Genomic DNA, 19,535 nt, shown 5'->3' with positions numbered 1-19,535 from the left:
ACTGTCTGCTAGGGAGAGTTGCCCTGTTTGTTTCCATGCCATAGTCGTGTTTTTTGCTAGGTGATTGATTTTATTGTATTATACCAATTTAATGAACTTTTGTGTGTTTATTCGTGCAAAGGTTTCTAATCTATATTTCTGCTTTTTATTTTCGTTAATTTCTTGCCGTTGCCGGTTTTATCTTCACACTCAGGATTTTCACCGGTTGAGCCGGAACATTCTGGTGCACACCAACATTGCGGGTCGGTACTTTGGCAATTTTATCGACCACATCCATCCCCTTGGTAACACGGCCAAACACGGCATAACCCGCATTACGTGGACTTTTATTCAGGAAGTCGTTATCGACCAGATTAATAAAAAACTGGCTTTTGGCTGAATCAGGATGATTGGTCCGTGCCATCGCCAAAGTACCACGCTGATTGCTCAGGCCATTATAGGATTCATTTCTGACCGGTGGACGGGTATTCGGACGTTCCACCATGGCTGCATCCATACCGCCGCCCTGAATCATAAAGCCCGGAATGACGCGATGGAAAATGGTACCGGTATAAAAACTGCTGCTGACATATTTTTCAAAATTGGCTGCTGACAATGGCGCTTTGTCGTTAAAAAGTTCAATTTCAATATTGCCCATGGAAGTTTTCATTTCAATCATTGAATTGGCAGCCCATGCAGAGGCACTAAAGGCAAGGCTGGCGGCCATAAGAACGCTACGTTTTAACATTTCTTTACGAATCCGTGGTTTGATGTTTTGCTTCACTTATATTAATTGTTCAGTATAAAGAAAACATTAGCTGTTCCTTTCAAATCCTGAGAATAAGATGAATAACAATATCCAGAACCAGATTTTTGCGCATCCGCCTTGGCGCTTACACGGCGATGCTTTTATTTTGAATTATTGGCTGAATCCTTTTTTCCTGAAAACAGCCAAACGTTTTCGGCTGGCTCCGTCTCCTTTAGGACGCATGGTCAATGTAATGCTGATCCGTTATCAGGATTCGCCAGTGGGTCCGTATGATGAACTGTTAATTATGGATCATCCTTTATTGTATAAACATCGCTTGTCGACCATCCCCAAGATTTATGTCTCGACTCAGGCCTCTTTAGCGCATGGCCAGCAGTTATGGGGCATTCCGAAAGAGCTGGCCGAATTTGAATGGCTGGAAAAAGAAGGTCGCACCTATTGTATTGTGCGTCATCAGCAGCAAGAGATGTCAATTTGTCTGGAGCGGCCGAAAAACAGCACCTCGTTTTATATCAATAGCCACCATATTCCGGCTTCATTTTTATCCATTCAGCAGGCCTGGCAAGGCCAGCGCTACCAGTTTAGTCCGAAGTTTCGCGGCCGTTTATCTAAACTCAAAACGGTGGAATGGCAAAATACCCAGGATATTTTTCCTGATTTTTCCCAGGCCCGACTATTACAAAGTTTTTATGTACCGGAGTTTGATCTGTTATTCCCCGAAGCGCAGATTAAAACCAAAACCGCTGTTCCACGTGAAACCAGAAAAAATCTGAGTCGGCCTTTTTAAGTTACCCCTTTTAAAAGAAGCGTGGTCGATCCCAAAATTTTCTGAAATTCTTGCCCAGCTCGAGCGTGAGTTTTTTAGCACGGCGCGAAACCGGGGTTAAATTAATAAAACCATGGGTCTGGTCGGTATATTCCTTATATTGGACTTTGACCCCTTGCTGACGCAGCTTGTGCGCATAAATTTCCGCTTCATCGTGCAGCACATCATGCCCGGCCGTCACAATAAAGGTCGGCGGCAGTTTTCTTAAATTGCCGTAGGTTGGTGAAATCAGGGCATCATCCAGTGCCATATTGTGCTGTAACGCATAATACTCGGTGACGAAATCAATATCCTGCTCAGTCAGCACCAGACCATCTTTATAGGCAAAGAACGACGGATGACGGCTTTTAAAATCCACCACTGGATAAATCAGTAACTGGGCATGCGGTGCATAGGCGGTATTTTTACTACGCTGTGACACCACGGTAGCAATATTGGCACCAGCACTGTCACCCGCCACGGCAATACGGTTTTTCAGAATATTAAATTGACGGCGATGCTGATACACCCAAGCCAAAGCATCTTCACAGCACTGAATCAGCTGTGTCGGTGAAACCTCGGGGGTCAGTGGATAATCGACACTGACCACCTGCACCTGAGCGGCATGCGCCAATAGCCGGCAAACTTCATCATGGGTATCGAGATTACCCACCACAAAGCCGCCACCATGATAAAACACAATCAACGGCAGTTTTTTATGCGGTGCAGGATGATAATAACGGGCTGAAATGGTGCCACTTTGCAGGCTTAAACGTAAATCTTCGACCCGTTTGACATAGGTCGGCTGTTTACGGATCGCCTTCATCTGAGTATCAAAAGCCTGACGCGATTGCGCCGGATTTTCGCCAATAAAACCGATACGCCCCTGCTTGATTTGGGCCGCCATCATGCATTTAATGAGGGGATCAAGTTGCGGATACTGATAAGGATAGCCCAAGGCGCGCGCCAGTGATTCCTGCGCCACACACGGTAAATGATCGAGTGTTCGCACCACCGTACCCTGACTGTTATCAATGATTTTTTGCAGTTTCTGTTGATACGCACTCATCTATCATCTTCCTTTTTATTCATTCTTCACATTTTCTACATGATCAGCAGTTTAGTGACTATTTCGTTATAGAAGTCCAGTCATCGACCTACATATTCAGAATTTATATACGCTAATCTTATTTCTATAAGGTGTCATTGACAATTTTGATGATACAGAGGGATTGATTTTGCTAATCCGGATAGAAAAAGGACGCTCACCATGTCTAGAAAACTCCTCTTGGTTTCCTGTGCGACCGTATTTTTAGCGGTCGGTTGTGTCGCGTTCCCTGAAGATGGCCACTACAATGGCCGCTATGATCATCGTTATGACCGGGATTACGACCGTAACTATGATTATCGCCGCATGACAGAACGTCAGCGTTGGGAATATGAACAACGTCAGAAACGCTTACAGCAACAACGCCAACGCGAAGCGCAGTGGGATCGACAAAAACGTGAACTGGAACGTAAACGTGCCGAACAAAGCCGTCAGCAGTTACAACGGGAACGCGAACGACGCGCCGAACTGAACCGTAAACGCCAGCAAGTCGAACGCAAACAGCAAGAGCAGCGTAAAAAACGGGTCGAAGAACAGCGTAAACGGATGGAAGAATATCGCAAACGGCAACGCGACCGTCGCGATTAATCCTGTATTTGACAGCGTGCGTGCGATGCACAGTTTAAAAACCCGAAAACCTGGCTTTCGGGTTTCTATTTTTGCCGTATGCATTTATTTAAAAGCACTGTAATAGAAAAATAACGGCCTTCCATAATAATAGTGAAAATAGCATGGCCTTCCCTGGCCTATTAGTTTGATCTCCCTGTTGAGAAATTAAATTTTCCTCCCTGATTTAAATGATGGTCCTGTTTCATTTGAAATAGACAGCGTTGAATTTAGGGCTGTGGCTGTGCCTCAACCGCCGGTGCTTCCGATCCTGCTGGTGCAGCAATGGCCGGGGCAGTGACTTCTGCGGCTACGCCCACTTCAGCCCCCGCTTCTACCGGCATGGTAGTCACCTGTACCGTTTCAGGTTGCTCCGGATTTTGTGCCACTTCTGGCGCCTGTGCCGTTTCATGACTGCTACAGCCTACCACCGCCAGTCCAGCAAACAAGGCCACAGCCAATACACCCATTTTTTTCATCATTCGATCCTCATTCATTGAAAAATACAAAGTCCAACTTTGCGCTGGCTATACTTTCAAAATTTCAGCACTGGCTGGGCAGATAAAAAGTTAAATTTTTATATCCACCGGTACGAGTTATGCAGTTTTTTATAAACATGAAGATGTAGCTGTTTTTACAACCAATATAAATAAACAGCAGGATTAATCTGCTGTTTTTGTTATAGATTACAGCAATAAAAAAGACGAAAGTGCAGAATTATTTTAGAGGGAGAAAACAGCGTGCTCTACACAACATACGGCTAGTTTTGCGAAAAGATAACAGTGTAAATACGGTACTTTTAAATCTTCAGGGCAAAAAAAAGGCTTATCCAGAGGGCGGATAAGCCAGAAAACACATTTCAAGAAAATATCAAAAGAAACTACAGCGATAGAATCTGGGCGCAATCATACAAAGTTGACCTTGCCCTGTAAAATAGTATTTTTCACTCATTCTGATCGTTTTTATGTATAAAGAATAATCAACTTAAAAATTTTTTATAGACAACTCAACAGCATCTACAGAATTTATCCGGACTTAAAATTAAAATCATTTTCCCATAAATTGGGGTTTCAGCCTCGTAGTATCTTCCTGCACCCTCCTGCTAAAAAGATCAAAAATTAAAAGAATGTATGTTTTTTCAGCAAATTTCTGCAGATTTAATGACTGGCACCGCTTGAATTTTTATCCCCTGCCCCGACTTCTTTAATAATTACGAAATTCATCACTCATGGCAGTTCAGAATGAACCAGTCAATACTGATGCCAGAAGGACTGTACATGTTTAAGAACCCATTTAAACGGAGTAAATCAATGGCAACCGAGCACAACCAAGACGCTCAAGATCTGCAACAAGAGCAAGTAGAACAAGATACTACCCAAACTCAAGCTGAAACCGAGCAGGCAGACGTTTCCGTTGAGTCTTTACAAGAACAGATTGCGCAGCTCGAAGGCGATTTAAAACTTGAAAAAGCGCGTACCGCCAATGCAGTGTATGAAGCGCAAAAGAGTGTCGAGCGTATTCAGCGTGAATCTGAAAAGCATAAAGAAGCAGTGCTGGAGAAATTTGCCAAAGAACTGCTCGATAGCGTAGATAACCTGGAACGTGCTATTGCCGCAGCTGGCGAAGAAAAAACCCCGCTGTCTGAAGGGGTGGAACTGACGCTGAAATCACTGCTGACGACTTTAGAGAAATTCGGCATTGTGGCGGTAGATACCGCGAACGGTTTCAATGCAGATTTACATCAGGCGGTGGGCATTGATCCAACAGCCAAAGCCAACGAAATTGGCAACGTACTGCAAAAAGGTTATAGCTTAAATGGCCGTTTATTGCGTCCTGCAATGGTTATGGTCGGCGCTTAAGCCTCATAAATTCGGGAGTTGGTGAAATTTTTTCATATTTTTAACTTGAAAAAAATTGAACGGCTCTCATATCGGATAACAAGTGTAAAGCACAATAAAATTTTTGAGGAAACATCCAAATGGCTAAAATCATTGGTATTGACTTAGGTACAACCAACTCATGTGTTGCGGTACTTGAAGGCGATAAAGTTAAAGTAATTGAAAACGCTGAAGGCGCGCGTACAACCCCATCTATTATTGCGTATAAAGATGGCGAAATCCTGGTCGGTCAGTCTGCGAAACGTCAAGCAGTAACCAACCCGAAAAACACCTTGTTCGCAATCAAACGTCTGATCGGTCGTCGTTATGAAGACCAAGCGGTACAAAAAGATATCGGTCTGGTGCCATACAAAATCATCAAAGCAGACAATGGCGATGCTTGGGTTGAAGTAAACGACAAGAAACTTGCTCCACAACAGATCTCTGCAGAAGTTCTGAAAAAAATGAAGAAAACTGCGGAAGATTACCTCGGTGAAACAGTGACTGAAGCCGTTGTAACCGTTCCTGCGTACTTCAACGATGCACAGCGTCAAGCAACGAAAGATGCCGGTAAAATTGCTGGTTTAGACGTTAAACGTATCATCAACGAACCTACTGCTGCGGCGTTAGCGTTCGGTATGGACAAGAAAGAAGGCGACCGTAAAGTTGCAGTCTATGACTTGGGTGGTGGTACTTTCGACGTATCCATCATTGAAATTGCGGATCTTGATGGCGACCAGCAAATCGAAGTCTTGTCGACTAACGGTGATACATTCCTGGGTGGTGAAGACTTCGATAACGCGTTGATCGATTACCTGGTTGAAGAGTTCAAGAAAGAACAAAACGTCAACCTGAAAAACGATCCACTGGCGTTACAACGTTTGAAAGAAGCGGCTGAAAAAGCAAAAATCGAGCTTTCTTCTTCAAACGCAACTGAAATCAACCTGCCATACATCACGGCTGATGCGACTGGTCCTAAACACTTGGTGATCAACGTAACACGTGCGAAATTAGAAGGTTTAGTTGCTGACCTGGTTGCGCGTACCATCGAACCTTGCCGTATTGCACTGAAAGATGCGGGTCTTTCGACTTCTGACATCTCTGACGTGATTTTGGTGGGTGGTCAGTCTCGTATGCCACTTGTCCAACAAAAAGTACAAGAATTCTTCGGTAAAGAGCCACGTAAAGACGTGAACCCGGATGAAGCTGTAGCAATGGGTGCGGCGATTCAAGGTGCGGTACTTTCAGGTGACAAGAACGACGTTCTTTTACTTGACGTAACACCGCTTACACTTGGTATTGAAACCATGGGCGGTGTGTTAACGCCAATCATCGAGAAAAACACCACGATTCCTGCGAAAAAATCGCAAGTGTTCTCTACCGCTGCTGACAACCAGCCTGCAGTAGACATTTCGGTTTACCAAGGTGAGCGTAAAATGGCTCAACAAAACAAATTGTTGGGTAACTTCCAGTTGGGCGACATCCCACCTGCGCCACGTGGTGTGCCACAAATTGAAGTATCGTTCGACATCAACGCGGATGGTATCTTGAAAGTGTCTGCGAAAGACAAGAGCACGGGTAAAGAGCAATCGATCCAGATTAAAGCAAACTCAGGTTTGTCTGATGCTGAAATCGAAGCGATGATCAAAGACGCTGAAGCGAATGCTGAAGAAGACCGTAAGTTTGAAGAACTGGCAAAAGCACGTAACGAAGCCGATGCCCTGGTTTCTTCTGCTCAAAAAGCAGTAAAAGATCTTGGCGAACAAGTGACTGCTGATGAGAAAACTGCGGTAGAAACAGCAGTTTCAGAACTTGAAGCAGCAACCAAAGAAAATGACGTTGACGCGATCAAGGCGAAAACTGAAGCGCTGCAAAACATCATCATGCCAATTACGCAACGTGCGTATGAAGCAGCCCAAGGCCAAGGCGGTGCGCAAGGTTTTGACCCAAATGCCTTCGGTGGTGATGCAGGTCAACAGCAAAAAGCGGACGATGGCGTTGTCGATGCTGAGTTCACTGAAGTGAAAGATGACAAAAAATAATTTGTCGCTTTAAACAAAAAGACCGCGCGTAAGCGCGGTTTTTTTTATATCTGCTTGAAAGCAAAAAAGACTTGTTTCATCTCTGCGGCTTTTTTAAGCTAGTTAGACATCCCCATCTGGCCTACTCTGCTTGACCGTTTTCCCTGCTATATAAAGGAAAGAAAATCGATTAATCACAGAGATACAGGTGTGTAGTTAATTATCCCCTTCTCTACAGGAAGTCCAATCTGCGTGATGCGTCCCTTAATCCTGATTGTGTTACTGCTGTTTGCCGCCATGCTGTGGTATCAGAACCAGCAGCATCCGCAGTTGCAGCACAACAGCCTGCTGACCCGGATTCAGGCACCTTTGGATACCCGATTGCGTTACCGGATTGCCGAAGTGGACCCACGCTTTGGTTTAAGCCATGCCGAAGTAGTGCAACTCGCCCAACAGGCCACACAAATCTGGACAGAGGGTACTGGTCAGGACTATTTTGTCTATGATCCACAAGCGCGACTGGCAATCCGCCTGATTTATGATGAACGCCAATATGAATCGGAACAGCGTCGCCTACAGATGGGCCAGATTGAGCAACAGCAGCAGCATTGGGAACACCAGCAGACCCAAGTGCAGACAGTCAAACAGCAGATTCAGCAACTGAACCAGCAGCTGGCCTTTAAAAATGCCCAGTTACAGCAACAGCTGAATGCCTATAACCAGCAGGTGCAGCAGCTGAACCAGCAAGGCGGTGCATCGGCCACACAGCGTAGCTCTTTAAACCAGCAGCGCCAGCAACTTGAACAGCAAACCGCTAGTTTACAGGCTGAAATTCAACAGTTTAATGTGCGTATTGCAGGCTTGAACCAACAGGTCGATGCCCTCAACCAGCTAAATCAGTCAATTGATGCTTCGGTGCAGCAATTTAACCAGCGCTTTCAGCCGCGTTTATTTGATAAAGGCAGTTTTGATGGTAAAAGTATTCGCATCTATGAGTTTCAGTCAGCTGCCGACCTGCGTTTAACCTTGGCACATGAATTCGGTCATGCCTTGGGCTTGGGGCATACCCATGATCCACATGCCCTGATGCATCCTCTCATGCAAGAGCAAAATCTGGATCATTTTCAGCTAACTGCCGCCGATTTGGCACTTTTACAGCAGCGTTAAATACATTTGATGCTTTTCATTACAAGTTAATCTAGAAAACCGGGGCTTTATCGCCAACAGCACTGCCCTCTCTGACTATTTCATGTTATTGTGAAAGCCGCAATTTCAACAGGAATGTTTGTGGAGATTAATGTGAGTTACTACCATATTTTGATTGAAGTAAATGACCACATCAGCACGATTGAACAAACGCGTGATATTGAACTGTTTGATATCGTCGATATTCAGCCGTATCTCTACTCTATTCTATTGCCATATTTTAATGAGCAGATGATTGAACTCGAAGAAGAAAATGTCGAGTTTGAAGATATCCTGCATTTAGAAATTAAACAGACCCTGTTGCCGGTCAATCACCTGATTGAAGAAGAACAAAAATTGCTGCCAAGTGATACCGATGTCACCATTACAGCCTATGAAGTGTTTAACAACCGTGATTTGAGTCAGGATGTAACCACGGTGATTTTTGATATTTTAGAAGCCGTGAAGATTGATACCTCAGATATTGAATAAACATCCGGGCGCCATAAGGCGCCCTTTTTTATTGCTTATTTATTGCAGCATCATCAGTTTGGCATTTTCATTACGAAAAGCGCGTAACACCTGCTGTCCGGCACGCCCGGTTGGACTTAAGCCCAAGCGGATCTGTTCCTGACGAATGGCCTGACGGGTTTTATCACCAATCAGGCCATCTACCGCACCAATATCATGGCCGCGATTTAATAAAAACTGCTGGATTTCACGACGTTCTGCGCGTGAAGTGCCCGGATCATCGGTAGGCCATGCCGTCACAAACGGGCCTTTGCCCTGTAAACGGTCGGATAAATGCGCAATGGCCAAGGCATAACTTTCCGCGGCGTTATAACTGTAAATGGCATCAAAGTTTTTAAACACCAAGAAAGCCGGGCCATTGCCGCCTGCCGGTGTCAGCAAACCGGCCTGACTGCTGCCTGAAAGATTGCCCTGAATCAAGGCACTGCCATCGGCTCGTACTAGCCCAAGATTGACCCAGCTGCTTAAGGATTTTTTATTGCGGCGCCCTTCTCCACTGACTGACATGCCTGCGGGCAATTTCACTTCAAAGCCCCACGGCTGTCCGCTTTGCCAGCCACGTTTTTTCAGGAAATTGGCGGTTGATGCCAAGGCATCAGTGGTGCTTGAGACCAGATCACGGCGGCCATCACCATCAAAATCCACTGCCAGTTCTTCATAGGTCGATGGCATAAACTGGGTATGACCAAATGCCCCGGCCCATGAGCCTCTGAGCTGATCTTCACGCACATCGCCGCGTTGTAAAATACGCATGGCGGCAAAGAATTCGCCGCGGAAATAACTCTGACGGCGGCCTTCGCAGCTTAAAGTACCTAAAGCCTGCAATAACGGATAACGGCCAGAAATATCGCCAAAATTACTTTCTACGCCCCACACCGCGACCACGGTTTCTGGCGGTACCCCATAAGCTGCTGCAACCCGGTTCAGTACCTCACGGTGCTCGGCCAGTTTTTGCTGGCCCAGTTGTACGCGTTCTTCATCGACCAGACCGGAAAGATAATCCCAGATTGGCGTCGAAAATTCCGGCTGATAATTCAGGCGTTCAATCACGGAATAATCTGGCGTTAAATTTTGGGTATAGCGGTCATAAGTACTGCCACTGACGCCCTTGGCCATGGCCTGGCCGCGCAAATTGGCCAGACAGACCTGGAAATTATTTTGAGGCTGGATGGTACTTGGCACCGGCGCCGTAGTGGTGACCGGCTGACCATTAATAATCAGTTCTGCATGTAGCTGAGATGCAGCCAATGCCAAAGATCCGAAAACAAAAGCAAAGCGATGCATACTATCCCTTATGTCATTTGAATTTAAAACTGGTTTTACCATAACAGCTGAGCCATAAAATGACAGGGTAAAAACGTAAATTTAAATTTATTTTGCTTCATTTTAAATTCATATTTCAGTTTTGAATTTAAAAAATTTTATCCACAGATCTAATCTTGAGTATTTTTAAATTCAAATCTCGGTTTTCTTATTTTTTAAATTTAAATCATCATTTTTAAATTTATTTCAGGAAAACTTATCCACAAAACCCATCCACCGGACCGTAAATCTGTACTTTTTAAATTTAAATTGCAGTTTTTGAATTTATTTCGCAGGTTTTAAATTCAAATTTTAAATTTAAAACTACAAACAGATTTGAATTCATAATTTTGAATTTAAAGTTCAGCGGATATTTTAAATTCAAACTGCATATTCAGATTTAAATTTAAAATAAAATCTGTGTTTGAATTCATTTTTAATTTTTTCAGATGCTCTGTATTTGTGTTTGTTTTTTAGCCATTTATAGTTATAAAAGATCTGGACTGAAGCAATCAAGCCTGTTGTTGAACCAGCCGACCAATGGCAGCTGGCGAAAAAAGAGCGCAATCTTGCCCGAATTTCTGGCATAAAAAAAGCGGCCCGCTGAGGGACCGCTGTTTTCATAAACGAATCTGCAGTTAAATGCTCATATCTTCACTCAAGGCCAGCGGATTTGGCAAAATTTTCGCCAGCTGACGGCACAGTGACGTCAGTTCGCGACTGTCGTTTGGCATTAAGGTAATATGCCCGATTTTACGACCTTCGCGTTCGGTTTTATTGTACAAATGCAGATGTGCACCATTTAACGCCAACACATCTTCCGACTTTGGATGCTGACCAATAATATTCACCATCACCGTTGGGCGCACCACCTCAGTCGAACCGAGCGGCAAACCAGCCACTGCACGGACATGGTTTTCAAACTGTGAACAGACAGCGCCTTCAATCGACCAGTGCCCCGAATTATGCACGCGTGGCGCCATTTCATTGGCATACAGGCCTTTTTCAGTCACAAACAGTTCCAGTGTCAACACACCGACATAGTTCAGATGATTCAGCAGGCGCGTGATGTAGTCTTGCGCCACCGGTTGCAAGTCAGTGCTGTTCGGTGCCGGTACAATCGAGTGCGATAAAATCCCGTGATGGTGATGGTTTTCAGCCAATGGCCAGGTTTTGACATCGCCATTTTGGCCACGTACCGCAATAATCGATACTTCACGCGAGAAGGTGACAAAACTTTCTGCAATCAGCGAGCCGGCAGGGCCGAGTTCTGCCCAGGCCTGATCAATCTGATCGGCGCTACGCAGCACAAACTGGCCTTTACCATCATAACCGCCAGTTGCGGTTTTCAGCACAATCGGCAGACCTAATTCAGCCACCGCTGCCTGTAAACTGTCCAGCGAATCAACCGCCTTATACGGCGCCACCGGAATCTGCAGCGCATCAAATAGGGCTTTTTCCTGCAAACGGTTTTGCGCAATCGCCAGCGCCTGACGCGGCGGATGTAACGCTTTACTTTGGGTCAAGACATCAACATCGGCCAGCGGGGTATTTTCAAATTCCAGGCTAAATACATCTGCACTCTGGATAAAATCCTGCAAACCGTGTTCAGCTGCGCTTGAATAGACCGTACCTAAAGCCGCAGAAGGGCAATCTGCACTGGCTTCAAAGAAAGTACATTGAATATTGAGTGGTAACGCGGCTTGCGCCATCATACGACCAAGCTGCCCACCACCAAAAATACCAATGGTTTTATTCATAAGGAATGTCCCGTATTACGCCTGACCCGGAATATTGTTGCTGGCCACTTTATCGGTTTGCGCTGCACGGAAATCAGCGACATTTTTCGCAATCTCTGGACGCGTTAAACCCAGAATCTGGGCAGCCATAATGGCAGCATTGGTGGCACCGGCCGGACCAATTGCCAAGGTACCTACCGCAATTCCGGCCGGCATTTGTACAATCGACAGCAGTGAATCGACGCCATTTAAAATAGAAGATTTAACCGGCACACCCAGCACTGGAAGATCAGTCTTGGCTGCACACATGCCCGGTAAATGGGCAGCGCCACCCGCACCGGCAATAATCACCTGAATACCACGATCACGCGCAGTTTCGGCATATTCGAATAAACGGTCTGGGGTACGGTGCGCAGAAACCACTTCCGCTTCAAATGGGACACCAAGCTGCTTGAGCATATTGGCAGTGTGTTCGAGAGTTGCCCAATCAGATTGAGAACCCATAATAATTCCAACGAGAGGAGCGTCTTGTGCTGCGGCCGCATTCATTGCTAATGTTCCAGAGACTAAGTGAAAAAAGATAAATCTCGACGAGAGCCAAGCTTTAATGAATAAGCTCCGTATTATAGACTGAAAAACCGGCTGGCTAAAGTTCGGCGCAAGAATAAAGATTAAAATTATCTGTTTGTAAAACTGAAGAAAATACAATGATGGCAATAGGCCAAAAATACAAAAAGAGGACATACAGCGGTGAAAAAAACGCTATAACTATCAAGATAAAGCTTTTTGTAATGAATAACTTAAGATTAGATTAAAGATATTTTCAGGGCAGTTTCTATGTGGTTCAAACTTAAAATCTGGCTACAAAACCCTTCAGAAAACTTATGGCTGATGCCGGCGCTGGGTGCCATCTTTGCGACATTTTTTTCATTATTTGCCATCGCCAGCCAGTATTTTATTCCGGCCAGTACGGTACCGAATATCAGCATCGACACCTTGGGCAGCTTGCTGGATATTATTGCCTCCAGCATGCTGGCAGTGACGACCTTCTCATTGTCGATTATGGTGGCAGCTTTTGCTTCGGCTTCAAGCAGCGGCACACCACGTGCCTATAGCTTGATGATGAGCGATGACAACACCCGGCTGGCCATTTCCAGTTTTATTTCCGCTTTTATTTATGCAGTGATTGCCAAAATTGCCCTGGGGCTGGAGTACTACGGTCCATCGGGACGTTTTGTGTTGTTTATCAGTACTATTCTGGTGTTGATGTACCTGATTTACACCCTGATTCATTGGGTACAAACCCTGTCTAAACTCGGCAATTTAACCACCACCATCGACAAGATTGAAACTGCGGCCAAAAAGGCCTTGGGCCAGTTCCGGCATCAACCGGACTTGGGGGCAACAGGGCAGAAGCCTGCTTTTGCGCCCAGCTTTTGCGTCTATAGCAGCACAACCGGTTATTTTAACCATGTCGATCTGGCCGGACTGGAGCAGATTGCCGCGCAGCAGCAACTGCATTTACATCTGCCATCTATGCCGGGCAAATTTTTAGATCCGATGACGGCGCTGGTCGAAGTCTATAGCCCGCAGGCGCTGTCCGAAGAACAGCAACAGCAGATCCGCAATCAGATTCTGCAGCATCTGATTATTGAAACCAATCGCAGTTTTCTGCAGGACCCGCGTTTTTGTCTGCTGGTGATGAGTGAGGTCGGGCAAAAAGCCATGTCGAGTGCAATTAATGATGTCGGTTCTGGCATTAGCGCGCTGAATGCGCTGACCCGGATTCTAATTGACAGTCATCCGGACCCGGAGGCAACACGCTGTGATTGTCCGCATCTCAGTATTGAGTGCTTTGATCTGCAAGACCTGATTTATGGCAGCTTTATGCCGCTGGCCCGCGATTGTGCCCAGAATCTGGAGTTAAATCAGCGCCTGCTGAAATGCCTGTCGATGATTGAGCAGAATGTACCGGAACCGGAACTCAGACAGGCGGCCACGCAGATGGCGATGCAGGTGCTACAACGCTGTTTACATCACTTTGATTTCGCACCAGAACGGGCGCTGATTCAAGCAGATTTCGCCGCACTTTTTCCACATCTGCCACAACCGGAATAACTTTAGCTACTGCGAAAAACGAAGTAAACACAACCGAGTAGGCACAGACCAGCCCAGAGATAATCCAGTTTAAACGGCTGCTTGAACAGATACAGCATAAACGGCACAAAGACCAGCAGGGTCACCACTTCCTGGGTAATTTTCATTTGCCCAAGTGACCAGCCATGCTGGGCCAGTAAGCGCGTGGCCGGAATCATAAAGGCGTATTCGAGCAGGGCAATCATCCAGCCAAACAAAATGGCCTGCCACAGCGGCGCGCCATGCAAAAATTTCAGATGTCCATACCAGGCCAAAGTCATAAAACAGTTGGAAATAATTAACAGCAGTAAAGGGAAGGACATAGGCGGCAGTATCCAGAAAATGTCAGCCTATTGTACGGTTTCAGGCCAAAAAAGCAGTGCAGCCGTGCGGATTTTTTTCACGGTCAGCATCCGCCTGGAAAATGCCTGATTTTTTCGGATTCCAGTCAACGAATCCCTACAAGAATGACTATCTTTTCCGAAACAGCCTTGCTATCGTTGCTGACAATTCAATACATCATGACCAGGCCATCAACAAGAATGGTACGGTCCTACACGCAGTGGAGTAACAGCGGATGCATCTGCATATTTTGGGTATTTGTGGCACTTTTATGGGCTCTCTGGCCTTGTTGGCGCGTGATCTGGGACATACCGTGACCGGTTCCGACCAGAATGTTTATCCGCCGATGTCGACCCAACTGGAAAATGCAGGCATTACCTTAATGCAGGGCTATGACCGCAGCCATTTACAGCCGCATCCGGACTTGGTGATTGTCGGTAATGCCATGAAACGTGGTATTGATGCGGTGGAATATATGCTCAATGCCGGTCTGCCTTATGTTTCAGGTCCACAATTCCTGGCCGATCATGTGCTGCAAGGCAAGCATGTTCTGGGCGTGGCCGGCACCCATGGTAAAACCACCACCACCACCATGCTGGCCTGGGTGCTGGATCAGGCCGGTCTGGAACCGGGCTTTTTGATTGGCGGTGTTCCGCTTGGCTTTAAAGAAAGCGCGCGTTTAGGTGGTGGCAAATACTTCTGTGTTGAAGCCGATGAATACGATTCTGCTTTCTTCGACAAGCGCTCCAAGTTCGTGCATTACCATCCGAAAACTGCCATTTTAAATAACCTTGAATTTGACCATGCCGATATCTTTGATGATCTGGCGGCGATTCAAAAACAGTTCCATCATCTGGTGCGTACCATTCCAAGTGAAGGCTGCATTATTGCACCGGTTACCGAAACCCATATTGATGAAGTGCTGGAAATGGGCTGCTGGACACCGGTGGTCCGCACCTCACTGACTGCACATGCCCAGGCCGCGCTATCTGCCGAGCAGTTACAGGCCGATGGCTCACATTTTAAAGTGCTGCAAGATGGTGTGGTTCAGGGCGAAGTCTGCTGGAACATGACCGGCCAGCATTCAGTGGCCAATGCCCTGGCAACCATTGCCGCGGCGGCGCATATTGGTGTATCGATTGAAACGGCCTGTGCGGCCTTGTCCAATTTCGGCGGGGTAAAACGCCGTATGGAACTGCTCGATACCGTACGCGGCATTGAGGTCTATGATGACTTTGCCCATCATCCGACGGCAATTGACACCACCCTGGAAGGCGCGCGCAAACGTTTAGGTGAACGTAAACTGTGGGCGATTATTGAGCCTCGTTCCAATACCATGCGTATGGGCAGCCATAAAGATGGACTGGCACATTCAGCGCGTCTGGCCGATGAAGTAATCTGGTATCAACCGGAAGGACTGGACTGGGATTTACAACCGGTGGTGGCTGCGGCACCAAACAAGGCCAAAATTGCCCGGACGCTGGATGACATTATTCATACCGTCAGCCAGGAAGCAGGCGAGGGCGATGCGGTGGTGATCATGTCTAATGGCGGTTTTGGTGGTCTGCACCAGAAATTATTAAGCGCATTAAAATCGGCTTAAACACGTTTTATTGACCTGAAACATCATTCAACGGGGCTGTAGTTAGAATACTGCAGCCCTGTTTTATTTTCATACAATTCAATAGATTAAAATAAATATACAAATATCTGAATCAAAACGGTTTTTTAGAGATGAACTTGTCATCAACTCCTGTTAAGTTAGAACGATCACATCCTGCGCCATCACGGTTCCTGATGAGGTGAAAAGGCGCAGGCTGTCCCACAATAAGCACAACAAGAGGATGACCACCATGTCCCAGACAATGTAAGCCATGGTTTATCATGGCGCCAATGATATCCGTTTTGAACAGCGTCCACGTCCCCAAATTCTGCAACCCACCGATGCCCTCATCCGCGTGACCAAGTCAACGATTTGCGGTACCGACCTTGGTATCTGGAAAGGCAAAAACCCGGAAATTGAAAGCACCGCAATCGAAAAAACCGGCCAGTTTGATGGCCGTATTCTCGGCCATGAAGGGATCGGGATTGTTGAAGAGGTCGGTACGGCGGTCAAAAATTTCAAACCGGGCGACCGGGTGATTATTTCCTGCGTCAGCCGCTGTGGTACCTGTGAAAACTGCCAGAAACAGCTCTATGCGCACTGCCGCAATGAAGGCGGCTGGATCATGGGCTATATGATTGACGGTACCCATGCCGAATATGTACGAACCCCATTTGCCGATACCTCGCTGTATCCGCTGCCAGAAGGACTGAATGAAGAAGTCGCGGTATTTTTATCGGATGTGTTGCCGACTTCGCATGAAATTGGCGTGCAATATGGCAATGTCAAACCCGGCGATACCATTGCCATTATTGGTACCGGCCCGATTGGGATGGGCTGTCTGCTGACTGCACAATTCTATTCACCGGCACAGATTATTGCGGTGGACATGGATGATAACCGGCTAGCCATGGCCAAAGAACTTGGCGCGACCCACACCATTAACTCGGCCAAAGAAGATGCCATTCAGCGTATTCTGGAAATTACCGATGGCCGCGGGGTCGATTGCGCCATGGAAGCCGTGGGGGTAGAAGCCACCTGGAATATTTGCCAGCATGTCGTCAAAGAGGGTGGTCATCTGGCCAACGTCGGAGTACACGGCAAATCGGTGCATTTCGAGTTAAATAAACTCTGGATTAAAAACCTGACCATTACCACCGGTCTGGTCAATGCCAATACCACCGGCATGCTGCTCAAAAGCTGCTGTGCCGGCAAACTGCCGATGGAACGTCTGGCCACCCATCATTTTAAATTTGACCAGTTTGAAAAGGCTTATGAGGTATTTAAACACGCCTCAGATGAAAAAGCCCTGAAAGTGATCATTGATTACAGCTAAGGTCTTTATCGGCAATCAAAAACCACGAGTTCATGCTCGTAGTTTTTATATATTGGCTGACCCTCCAAAGTCGGCGGCGGGTTCAAGTGCCAGATTTAAGCGGCGACATCAGCCAGGCTGGGCTCGCGTCGAAACATGACTTCAACATAAGAACAGACCGGTACAATCTTGAGCTGTTTTTCCCGGGCAAACGCGACCAGCACATCCAGTAATTGGCGGGCAATGCCTTGGCCACGCAATGAATCATCTACCCAGGTATGGTCGGCGACAATTTTATGTGTGTCTTGCCATTGATAGGTAATTTCAGCAATCCGCTGTCCATCCCGTTCAATAAAAAATGCGCCGCCACGTTTTGCCTCTTGATGTTGAATATCCATTGCTGTCCTGCCTTAAAGTTTATGTGTCACCGGATGAATTAGGGTTGAAGTACATCCTGAATCGACGGGTCTTTTTCAAAAGCCGCTTTGGCATAAGGGCAGAGCGGTATAATCTTGATCTGCTGTTCGCGGGCATAATTGACCGCAGCTTCAACTAAGTGACGTCCCACACCCTGACCACGTAACTGTTCACTGACCGTGGTATGGTCAATAATGATTTTATCTTCGCCGGCGCGTGAATAAGTCATCTCAGCCAGACGCTCGCCATTGGCTTCAACAAAAAAGGCCCCTTTGCTGTCATTGTTTTCGTGTTGCACCATCATTTTTATCATATCCTCCCATCTGAATTTTGAGTATCTGCTTTCTGCAGAAAAAAATATAGCATCTGATCTGTAATCTAACATTTTCACTGCATGTTGAAACAATTGCATACAGTCGCTTTTTTCTTGACGAGGAATACACTGTAGCACGCGCTCATTTACATTCGGCCATTTGCACTTTACTTAAAAATATGCAATTCTCTGTCGACTTTGGGGCATTCCCCCAACACAGAATTGTTGAACAAGGGGAGTAGCCTCCTCCAAGCGTTAAAACCCAGATGAAACTCACTGGTTTTAACCTGTCAGACTATCGTCATTACACTTTGCAAAAAGTCGGTATCTGAGCATTGAATCTGCATCAGGCAGGGCAATGTAGGCAAGACCTTGATCACGTTGTTATGGATGTTTTTATTTCATCTGGCAACGGGTCAAGGTTTTTTTATGGCCAATTGTCGGATGTGGAGATTGTATGGAATCTATCGGCAATATCTGGCTGTATCTGGCCTTTTTTGCGATTGTTATGGTCATGCTCGCCATCGACTTTCTGGGCTTTAAACAAAAAGAAGGCCAGACCGTTCAGGTGCGTACCGCCGCTTACTGGAGTATCGCCTGGGTCAGCGTGGCCATGCTGTTTGGTGGTGGCCTATGGTTATATCTGAAACAGACCGCCGGACTGGATGTCGCCAATACCAAGGTGATGGAATATCTAGCCGGTTATTTACTGGAAAAATCACTGGCGATTGATAACGTCTTTGTCTGGCTGATGATTTTTGCTGCCTTTGCCATTCCACCGGCACTACAACGTAAAATCCTGCTGTATGGCGTTTTGGGCGCTATTGTGCTGCGTACCATCTTTATTTTTATTGGCGCCTGGTTTGTGCAGGAATTCTCCTGGATTCTGTATCTGTTCGGTGCCTTCCTGGTGTATACCGGCTTTAAATTCCTGCGTGGACAGGACGATGAAGACAGCAATATCGAAGATATGGCGATCCTGAAATGGTTACGCAAACATATGCGGATTACCCCGCAGCTGGAAGGCAGCCGCTTCTTTGTACGTAAAGAGGGCTTACTCTGGGCCACGCCACTCTTTCTGGTGCTGATTCTGGTTGAAGCCTCCGATGTGATTTTTGCGGTGGATTCAATTCCTGCAATTTTCGCCGTGACCAGTGATCCCTTTATTGTCTTGACCGCCAACCTGATGGCGATTTTAGGCTTACGCGCCATGTTCTTCCTGCTGGCCGGTGCAGCCACCAAAATGCATTATCTGCCGTATGGGCTGGGAATTATTCTGGTGTTCATTGGCTTCAAGATGCTGATGCTAGATGTATTCCACATGCCAATCTGGATTTCCCTAAGCTTTATTGTGATTGTGCTGGCAATTACTGCCTGGCTGTCGATTCGTCACAGCCGCAAGCATCATGAAACCACGCTCTAAAGTGGCCTGATTGATCAAAAAGCCCGTTGCATACGGGCTTTTTTTATTTTCCATATTCAGGGAT

The 19,535-nt window shown here is 46.4% G+C and carries 20 protein-coding genes; 10 read left to right on the top strand and 10 right to left on the bottom strand.

Translation table 11 applies throughout. The annotated features are described in order from the left end of the window. Positions 1-154: 154 nt before the first annotated feature. Positions 155-727: a peptidylprolyl isomerase gene (locus tag FTU69_RS12145; protein ID WP_180103948.1), complete on the bottom strand. Its 573-nt coding sequence runs from the start codon at positions 725-727 to the stop codon at positions 155-157. Positions 728-824: 97 nt separating this feature from the next. Between FTU69_RS12145 and FTU69_RS12140 the strand changes: the two genes are divergently transcribed. Continuing rightward, positions 825-1,535 carry an acetoacetate decarboxylase family protein gene (locus FTU69_RS12140; protein ID WP_168407672.1) on the top strand — a complete coding sequence of 237 codons (711 nt, stop codon included), beginning with the start codon at positions 825-827 and terminating at the stop codon, positions 1,533-1,535. A 10-nt stretch (positions 1,536-1,545) separates the two neighbouring features. Here FTU69_RS12140 and FTU69_RS12135 read toward each other — a convergent pair whose 3' ends face one another. Beyond that, positions 1,546-2,622 carry an alpha/beta hydrolase gene (locus FTU69_RS12135; RefSeq protein ID WP_180103947.1) on the bottom strand — a complete coding sequence of 359 codons (1,077 nt, stop codon included), beginning with the start codon at positions 2,620-2,622 and terminating at the stop codon, positions 1,546-1,548. Between the two features lie 201 nt (positions 2,623-2,823). On the opposite strand from FTU69_RS12135, the gene FTU69_RS12130 reads away from it, so the two are divergent. Beyond that, a complete protein-coding gene (locus tag FTU69_RS12130) occupies positions 2,824-3,249 on the top strand; it encodes a hypothetical protein (protein ID WP_005181048.1) in 426 nt (141 codons plus the stop codon). A gap of 248 nt (positions 3,250-3,497) precedes the next feature. On the opposite strand, the gene FTU69_RS12125 is transcribed toward FTU69_RS12130, so the two are convergent. Next, the gene (locus FTU69_RS12125) at positions 3,498-3,749 is read right to left on the bottom strand and encodes a hypothetical protein (RefSeq protein ID WP_168396845.1); all 252 of its coding nucleotides are present in this window, start codon (positions 3,747-3,749) and stop codon (positions 3,498-3,500) included. Between the two features lie 828 nt (positions 3,750-4,577). Between FTU69_RS12125 and grpE the strand changes: the two genes are divergently transcribed. From grpE to FTU69_RS12105, 4 genes are all read left to right on the top strand, one after another. After that, on the top strand, positions 4,578-5,126 hold the full coding sequence (gene grpE, locus FTU69_RS12120) for a nucleotide exchange factor GrpE (RefSeq protein WP_005181051.1): 549 nt from the start codon (positions 4,578-4,580) through the stop codon (positions 5,124-5,126). A gap of 119 nt (positions 5,127-5,245) precedes the next feature. Next, positions 5,246-7,186 carry a molecular chaperone DnaK gene (dnaK, locus tag FTU69_RS12115; protein ID WP_005181052.1) on the top strand — a complete coding sequence of 647 codons (1,941 nt, stop codon included), beginning with the start codon at positions 5,246-5,248 and terminating at the stop codon, positions 7,184-7,186. Positions 7,187-7,420: 234 nt separating this feature from the next. Beyond that, complete coding sequence (locus tag FTU69_RS12110) at positions 7,421-8,332, top strand: matrixin family metalloprotease (RefSeq protein ID WP_075168301.1); 912 nt, start codon at positions 7,421-7,423, stop codon at positions 8,330-8,332. Positions 8,333-8,452: 120 nt separating this feature from the next. Then, positions 8,453-8,842, top strand: a complete 390-nt coding sequence (locus FTU69_RS12105; RefSeq protein ID WP_162182855.1) for a hypothetical protein — start codon at positions 8,453-8,455, stop codon at positions 8,840-8,842. 39 nt (positions 8,843-8,881) lie between these two features. On the opposite strand, the gene FTU69_RS12100 is transcribed toward FTU69_RS12105, so the two are convergent. The 4 genes from FTU69_RS12100 to purE form a co-directional block, all read right to left on the bottom strand. Next, on the bottom strand, positions 8,882-10,165 hold the full coding sequence (locus FTU69_RS12100) for a lytic murein transglycosylase (RefSeq protein WP_218946436.1): 1,284 nt from the start codon (positions 10,163-10,165) through the stop codon (positions 8,882-8,884). A 399-nt stretch (positions 10,166-10,564) separates the two neighbouring features. Then, on the bottom strand, positions 10,565-10,807 hold the full coding sequence (locus FTU69_RS12095) for a hypothetical protein (protein ID WP_104470775.1): 243 nt from the start codon (positions 10,805-10,807) through the stop codon (positions 10,565-10,567). Between the two features lie 14 nt (positions 10,808-10,821). Continuing rightward, entirely contained in the window at positions 10,822-11,943 is a 1,122-nt protein-coding gene (locus tag FTU69_RS12090) for a 5-(carboxyamino)imidazole ribonucleotide synthase (protein ID WP_075168298.1), read from the bottom strand. 15 nt (positions 11,944-11,958) lie between these two features. Beyond that, a complete protein-coding gene (gene purE, locus FTU69_RS12085; protein ID WP_005181065.1) occupies positions 11,959-12,471 on the bottom strand; it encodes a 5-(carboxyamino)imidazole ribonucleotide mutase in 513 nt (170 codons plus the stop codon). Between the two features lie 288 nt (positions 12,472-12,759). Here purE and FTU69_RS12080 point away from each other — a divergent pair, with 288 nt between their 5' ends. Next, positions 12,760-14,040, top strand: a complete 1,281-nt coding sequence (locus FTU69_RS12080; protein WP_075175484.1) for a DUF2254 domain-containing protein — start codon at positions 12,760-12,762, stop codon at positions 14,038-14,040. Positions 14,041-14,042: 2 nt separating this feature from the next. Here the strand turns inward: FTU69_RS12080 and FTU69_RS12075 are convergent, their stop codons facing one another. After that, positions 14,043-14,381: a DMT family protein gene (locus tag FTU69_RS12075; RefSeq protein ID WP_005181069.1), complete on the bottom strand. Its 339-nt coding sequence runs from the start codon at positions 14,379-14,381 to the stop codon at positions 14,043-14,045. A 254-nt stretch (positions 14,382-14,635) separates the two neighbouring features. Here FTU69_RS12075 and mpl point away from each other — a divergent pair, with 254 nt between their 5' ends. Beyond that, entirely contained in the window at positions 14,636-16,003 is a 1,368-nt protein-coding gene (gene mpl, locus FTU69_RS12070) for a UDP-N-acetylmuramate:L-alanyl-gamma-D-glutamyl-meso-diaminopimelate ligase (protein ID WP_180103946.1), read from the top strand. 271 nt (positions 16,004-16,274) lie between these two features. Next, positions 16,275-17,339: a zinc-dependent alcohol dehydrogenase family protein gene (locus FTU69_RS12065; RefSeq protein WP_218946435.1), complete on the top strand. Its 1,065-nt coding sequence runs from the start codon at positions 16,275-16,277 to the stop codon at positions 17,337-17,339. A 95-nt stretch (positions 17,340-17,434) separates the two neighbouring features. Here FTU69_RS12065 and FTU69_RS12060 read toward each other — a convergent pair whose 3' ends face one another. Beyond that, positions 17,435-17,716 carry a GNAT family N-acetyltransferase gene (locus FTU69_RS12060; RefSeq protein WP_180103945.1) on the bottom strand — a complete coding sequence of 94 codons (282 nt, stop codon included), beginning with the start codon at positions 17,714-17,716 and terminating at the stop codon, positions 17,435-17,437. A 38-nt stretch (positions 17,717-17,754) separates the two neighbouring features. Next, on the bottom strand, positions 17,755-18,120 hold the full coding sequence (locus FTU69_RS12055) for a GNAT family N-acetyltransferase (protein WP_158650617.1): 366 nt from the start codon (positions 18,118-18,120) through the stop codon (positions 17,755-17,757). Positions 18,121-18,505: 385 nt separating this feature from the next. Here FTU69_RS12055 and FTU69_RS12050 point away from each other — a divergent pair, with 385 nt between their 5' ends. Beyond that, the gene (locus FTU69_RS12050) at positions 18,506-19,471 is read left to right on the top strand and encodes a TerC family protein (protein ID WP_075168119.1); all 966 of its coding nucleotides are present in this window, start codon (positions 18,506-18,508) and stop codon (positions 19,469-19,471) included. The last annotated feature ends 64 nt before the right edge of the window (positions 19,472-19,535 follow it).

Origin of the sequence: Acinetobacter sp. YH12134 (assembly GCF_013418555.1) — a bacterium.
GTDB classification, from domain to species: Bacteria; Pseudomonadota; Gammaproteobacteria; order Pseudomonadales; family Moraxellaceae; genus Acinetobacter; species Acinetobacter indicus.
Note: the sequence above shows the minus strand (reverse complement) of the source record. Positions and strands in the feature narration are given on the sequence as shown.

Coding starts and splice junctions, on each gene's coding strand:
- FTU69_RS12145 (WP_180103948.1), bottom strand. CDS start 727: ATGTTAAAACGTAGCGTTCTTATGGCCGCCAGCCTTGCCTTTAGTGCC.
- FTU69_RS12140 (WP_168407672.1), top strand. CDS start 825: ATGAATAACAATATCCAGAACCAGATTTTTGCGCATCCGCCTTGGCGC.
- FTU69_RS12135 (WP_180103947.1), bottom strand. CDS start 2,622: ATGAGTGCGTATCAACAGAAACTGCAAAAAATCATTGATAACAGTCAG.
- FTU69_RS12130 (WP_005181048.1), top strand. CDS start 2,824: ATGTCTAGAAAACTCCTCTTGGTTTCCTGTGCGACCGTATTTTTAGCG.
- FTU69_RS12125 (WP_168396845.1), bottom strand. CDS start 3,749: ATGATGAAAAAAATGGGTGTATTGGCTGTGGCCTTGTTTGCTGGACTG.
- grpE (WP_005181051.1), top strand. CDS start 4,578: ATGGCAACCGAGCACAACCAAGACGCTCAAGATCTGCAACAAGAGCAA.
- dnaK (WP_005181052.1), top strand. CDS start 5,246: ATGGCTAAAATCATTGGTATTGACTTAGGTACAACCAACTCATGTGTT.
- FTU69_RS12110 (WP_075168301.1), top strand. CDS start 7,421: ATGCGTCCCTTAATCCTGATTGTGTTACTGCTGTTTGCCGCCATGCTG.
- FTU69_RS12100 (WP_218946436.1), bottom strand. CDS start 10,165: ATGCATCGCTTTGCTTTTGTTTTCGGATCTTTGGCATTGGCTGCATCT.
- FTU69_RS12095 (WP_104470775.1), bottom strand. CDS start 10,807: ATGAAAACAGCGGTCCCTCAGCGGGCCGCTTTTTTTATGCCAGAAATT.
- FTU69_RS12090 (WP_075168298.1), bottom strand. CDS start 11,943: ATGAATAAAACCATTGGTATTTTTGGTGGTGGGCAGCTTGGTCGTATG.
- purE (WP_005181065.1), bottom strand. CDS start 12,471: ATGAATGCGGCCGCAGCACAAGACGCTCCTCTCGTTGGAATTATTATG.
- FTU69_RS12080 (WP_075175484.1), top strand. CDS start 12,760: ATGTGGTTCAAACTTAAAATCTGGCTACAAAACCCTTCAGAAAACTTA.
- FTU69_RS12075 (WP_005181069.1), bottom strand. CDS start 14,381: ATGTCCTTCCCTTTACTGCTGTTAATTATTTCCAACTGTTTTATGACT.
- mpl (WP_180103946.1), top strand. CDS start 14,636: ATGCATCTGCATATTTTGGGTATTTGTGGCACTTTTATGGGCTCTCTG.
- FTU69_RS12065 (WP_218946435.1), top strand. CDS start 16,275: ATGGTTTATCATGGCGCCAATGATATCCGTTTTGAACAGCGTCCACGT.
- FTU69_RS12060 (WP_180103945.1), bottom strand. CDS start 17,716: ATGGATATTCAACATCAAGAGGCAAAACGTGGCGGCGCATTTTTTATT.
- FTU69_RS12055 (WP_158650617.1), bottom strand. CDS start 18,120: ATGTTAGATTACAGATCAGATGCTATATTTTTTTCTGCAGAAAGCAGA.
- FTU69_RS12050 (WP_075168119.1), top strand. CDS start 18,506: ATGGAATCTATCGGCAATATCTGGCTGTATCTGGCCTTTTTTGCGATT.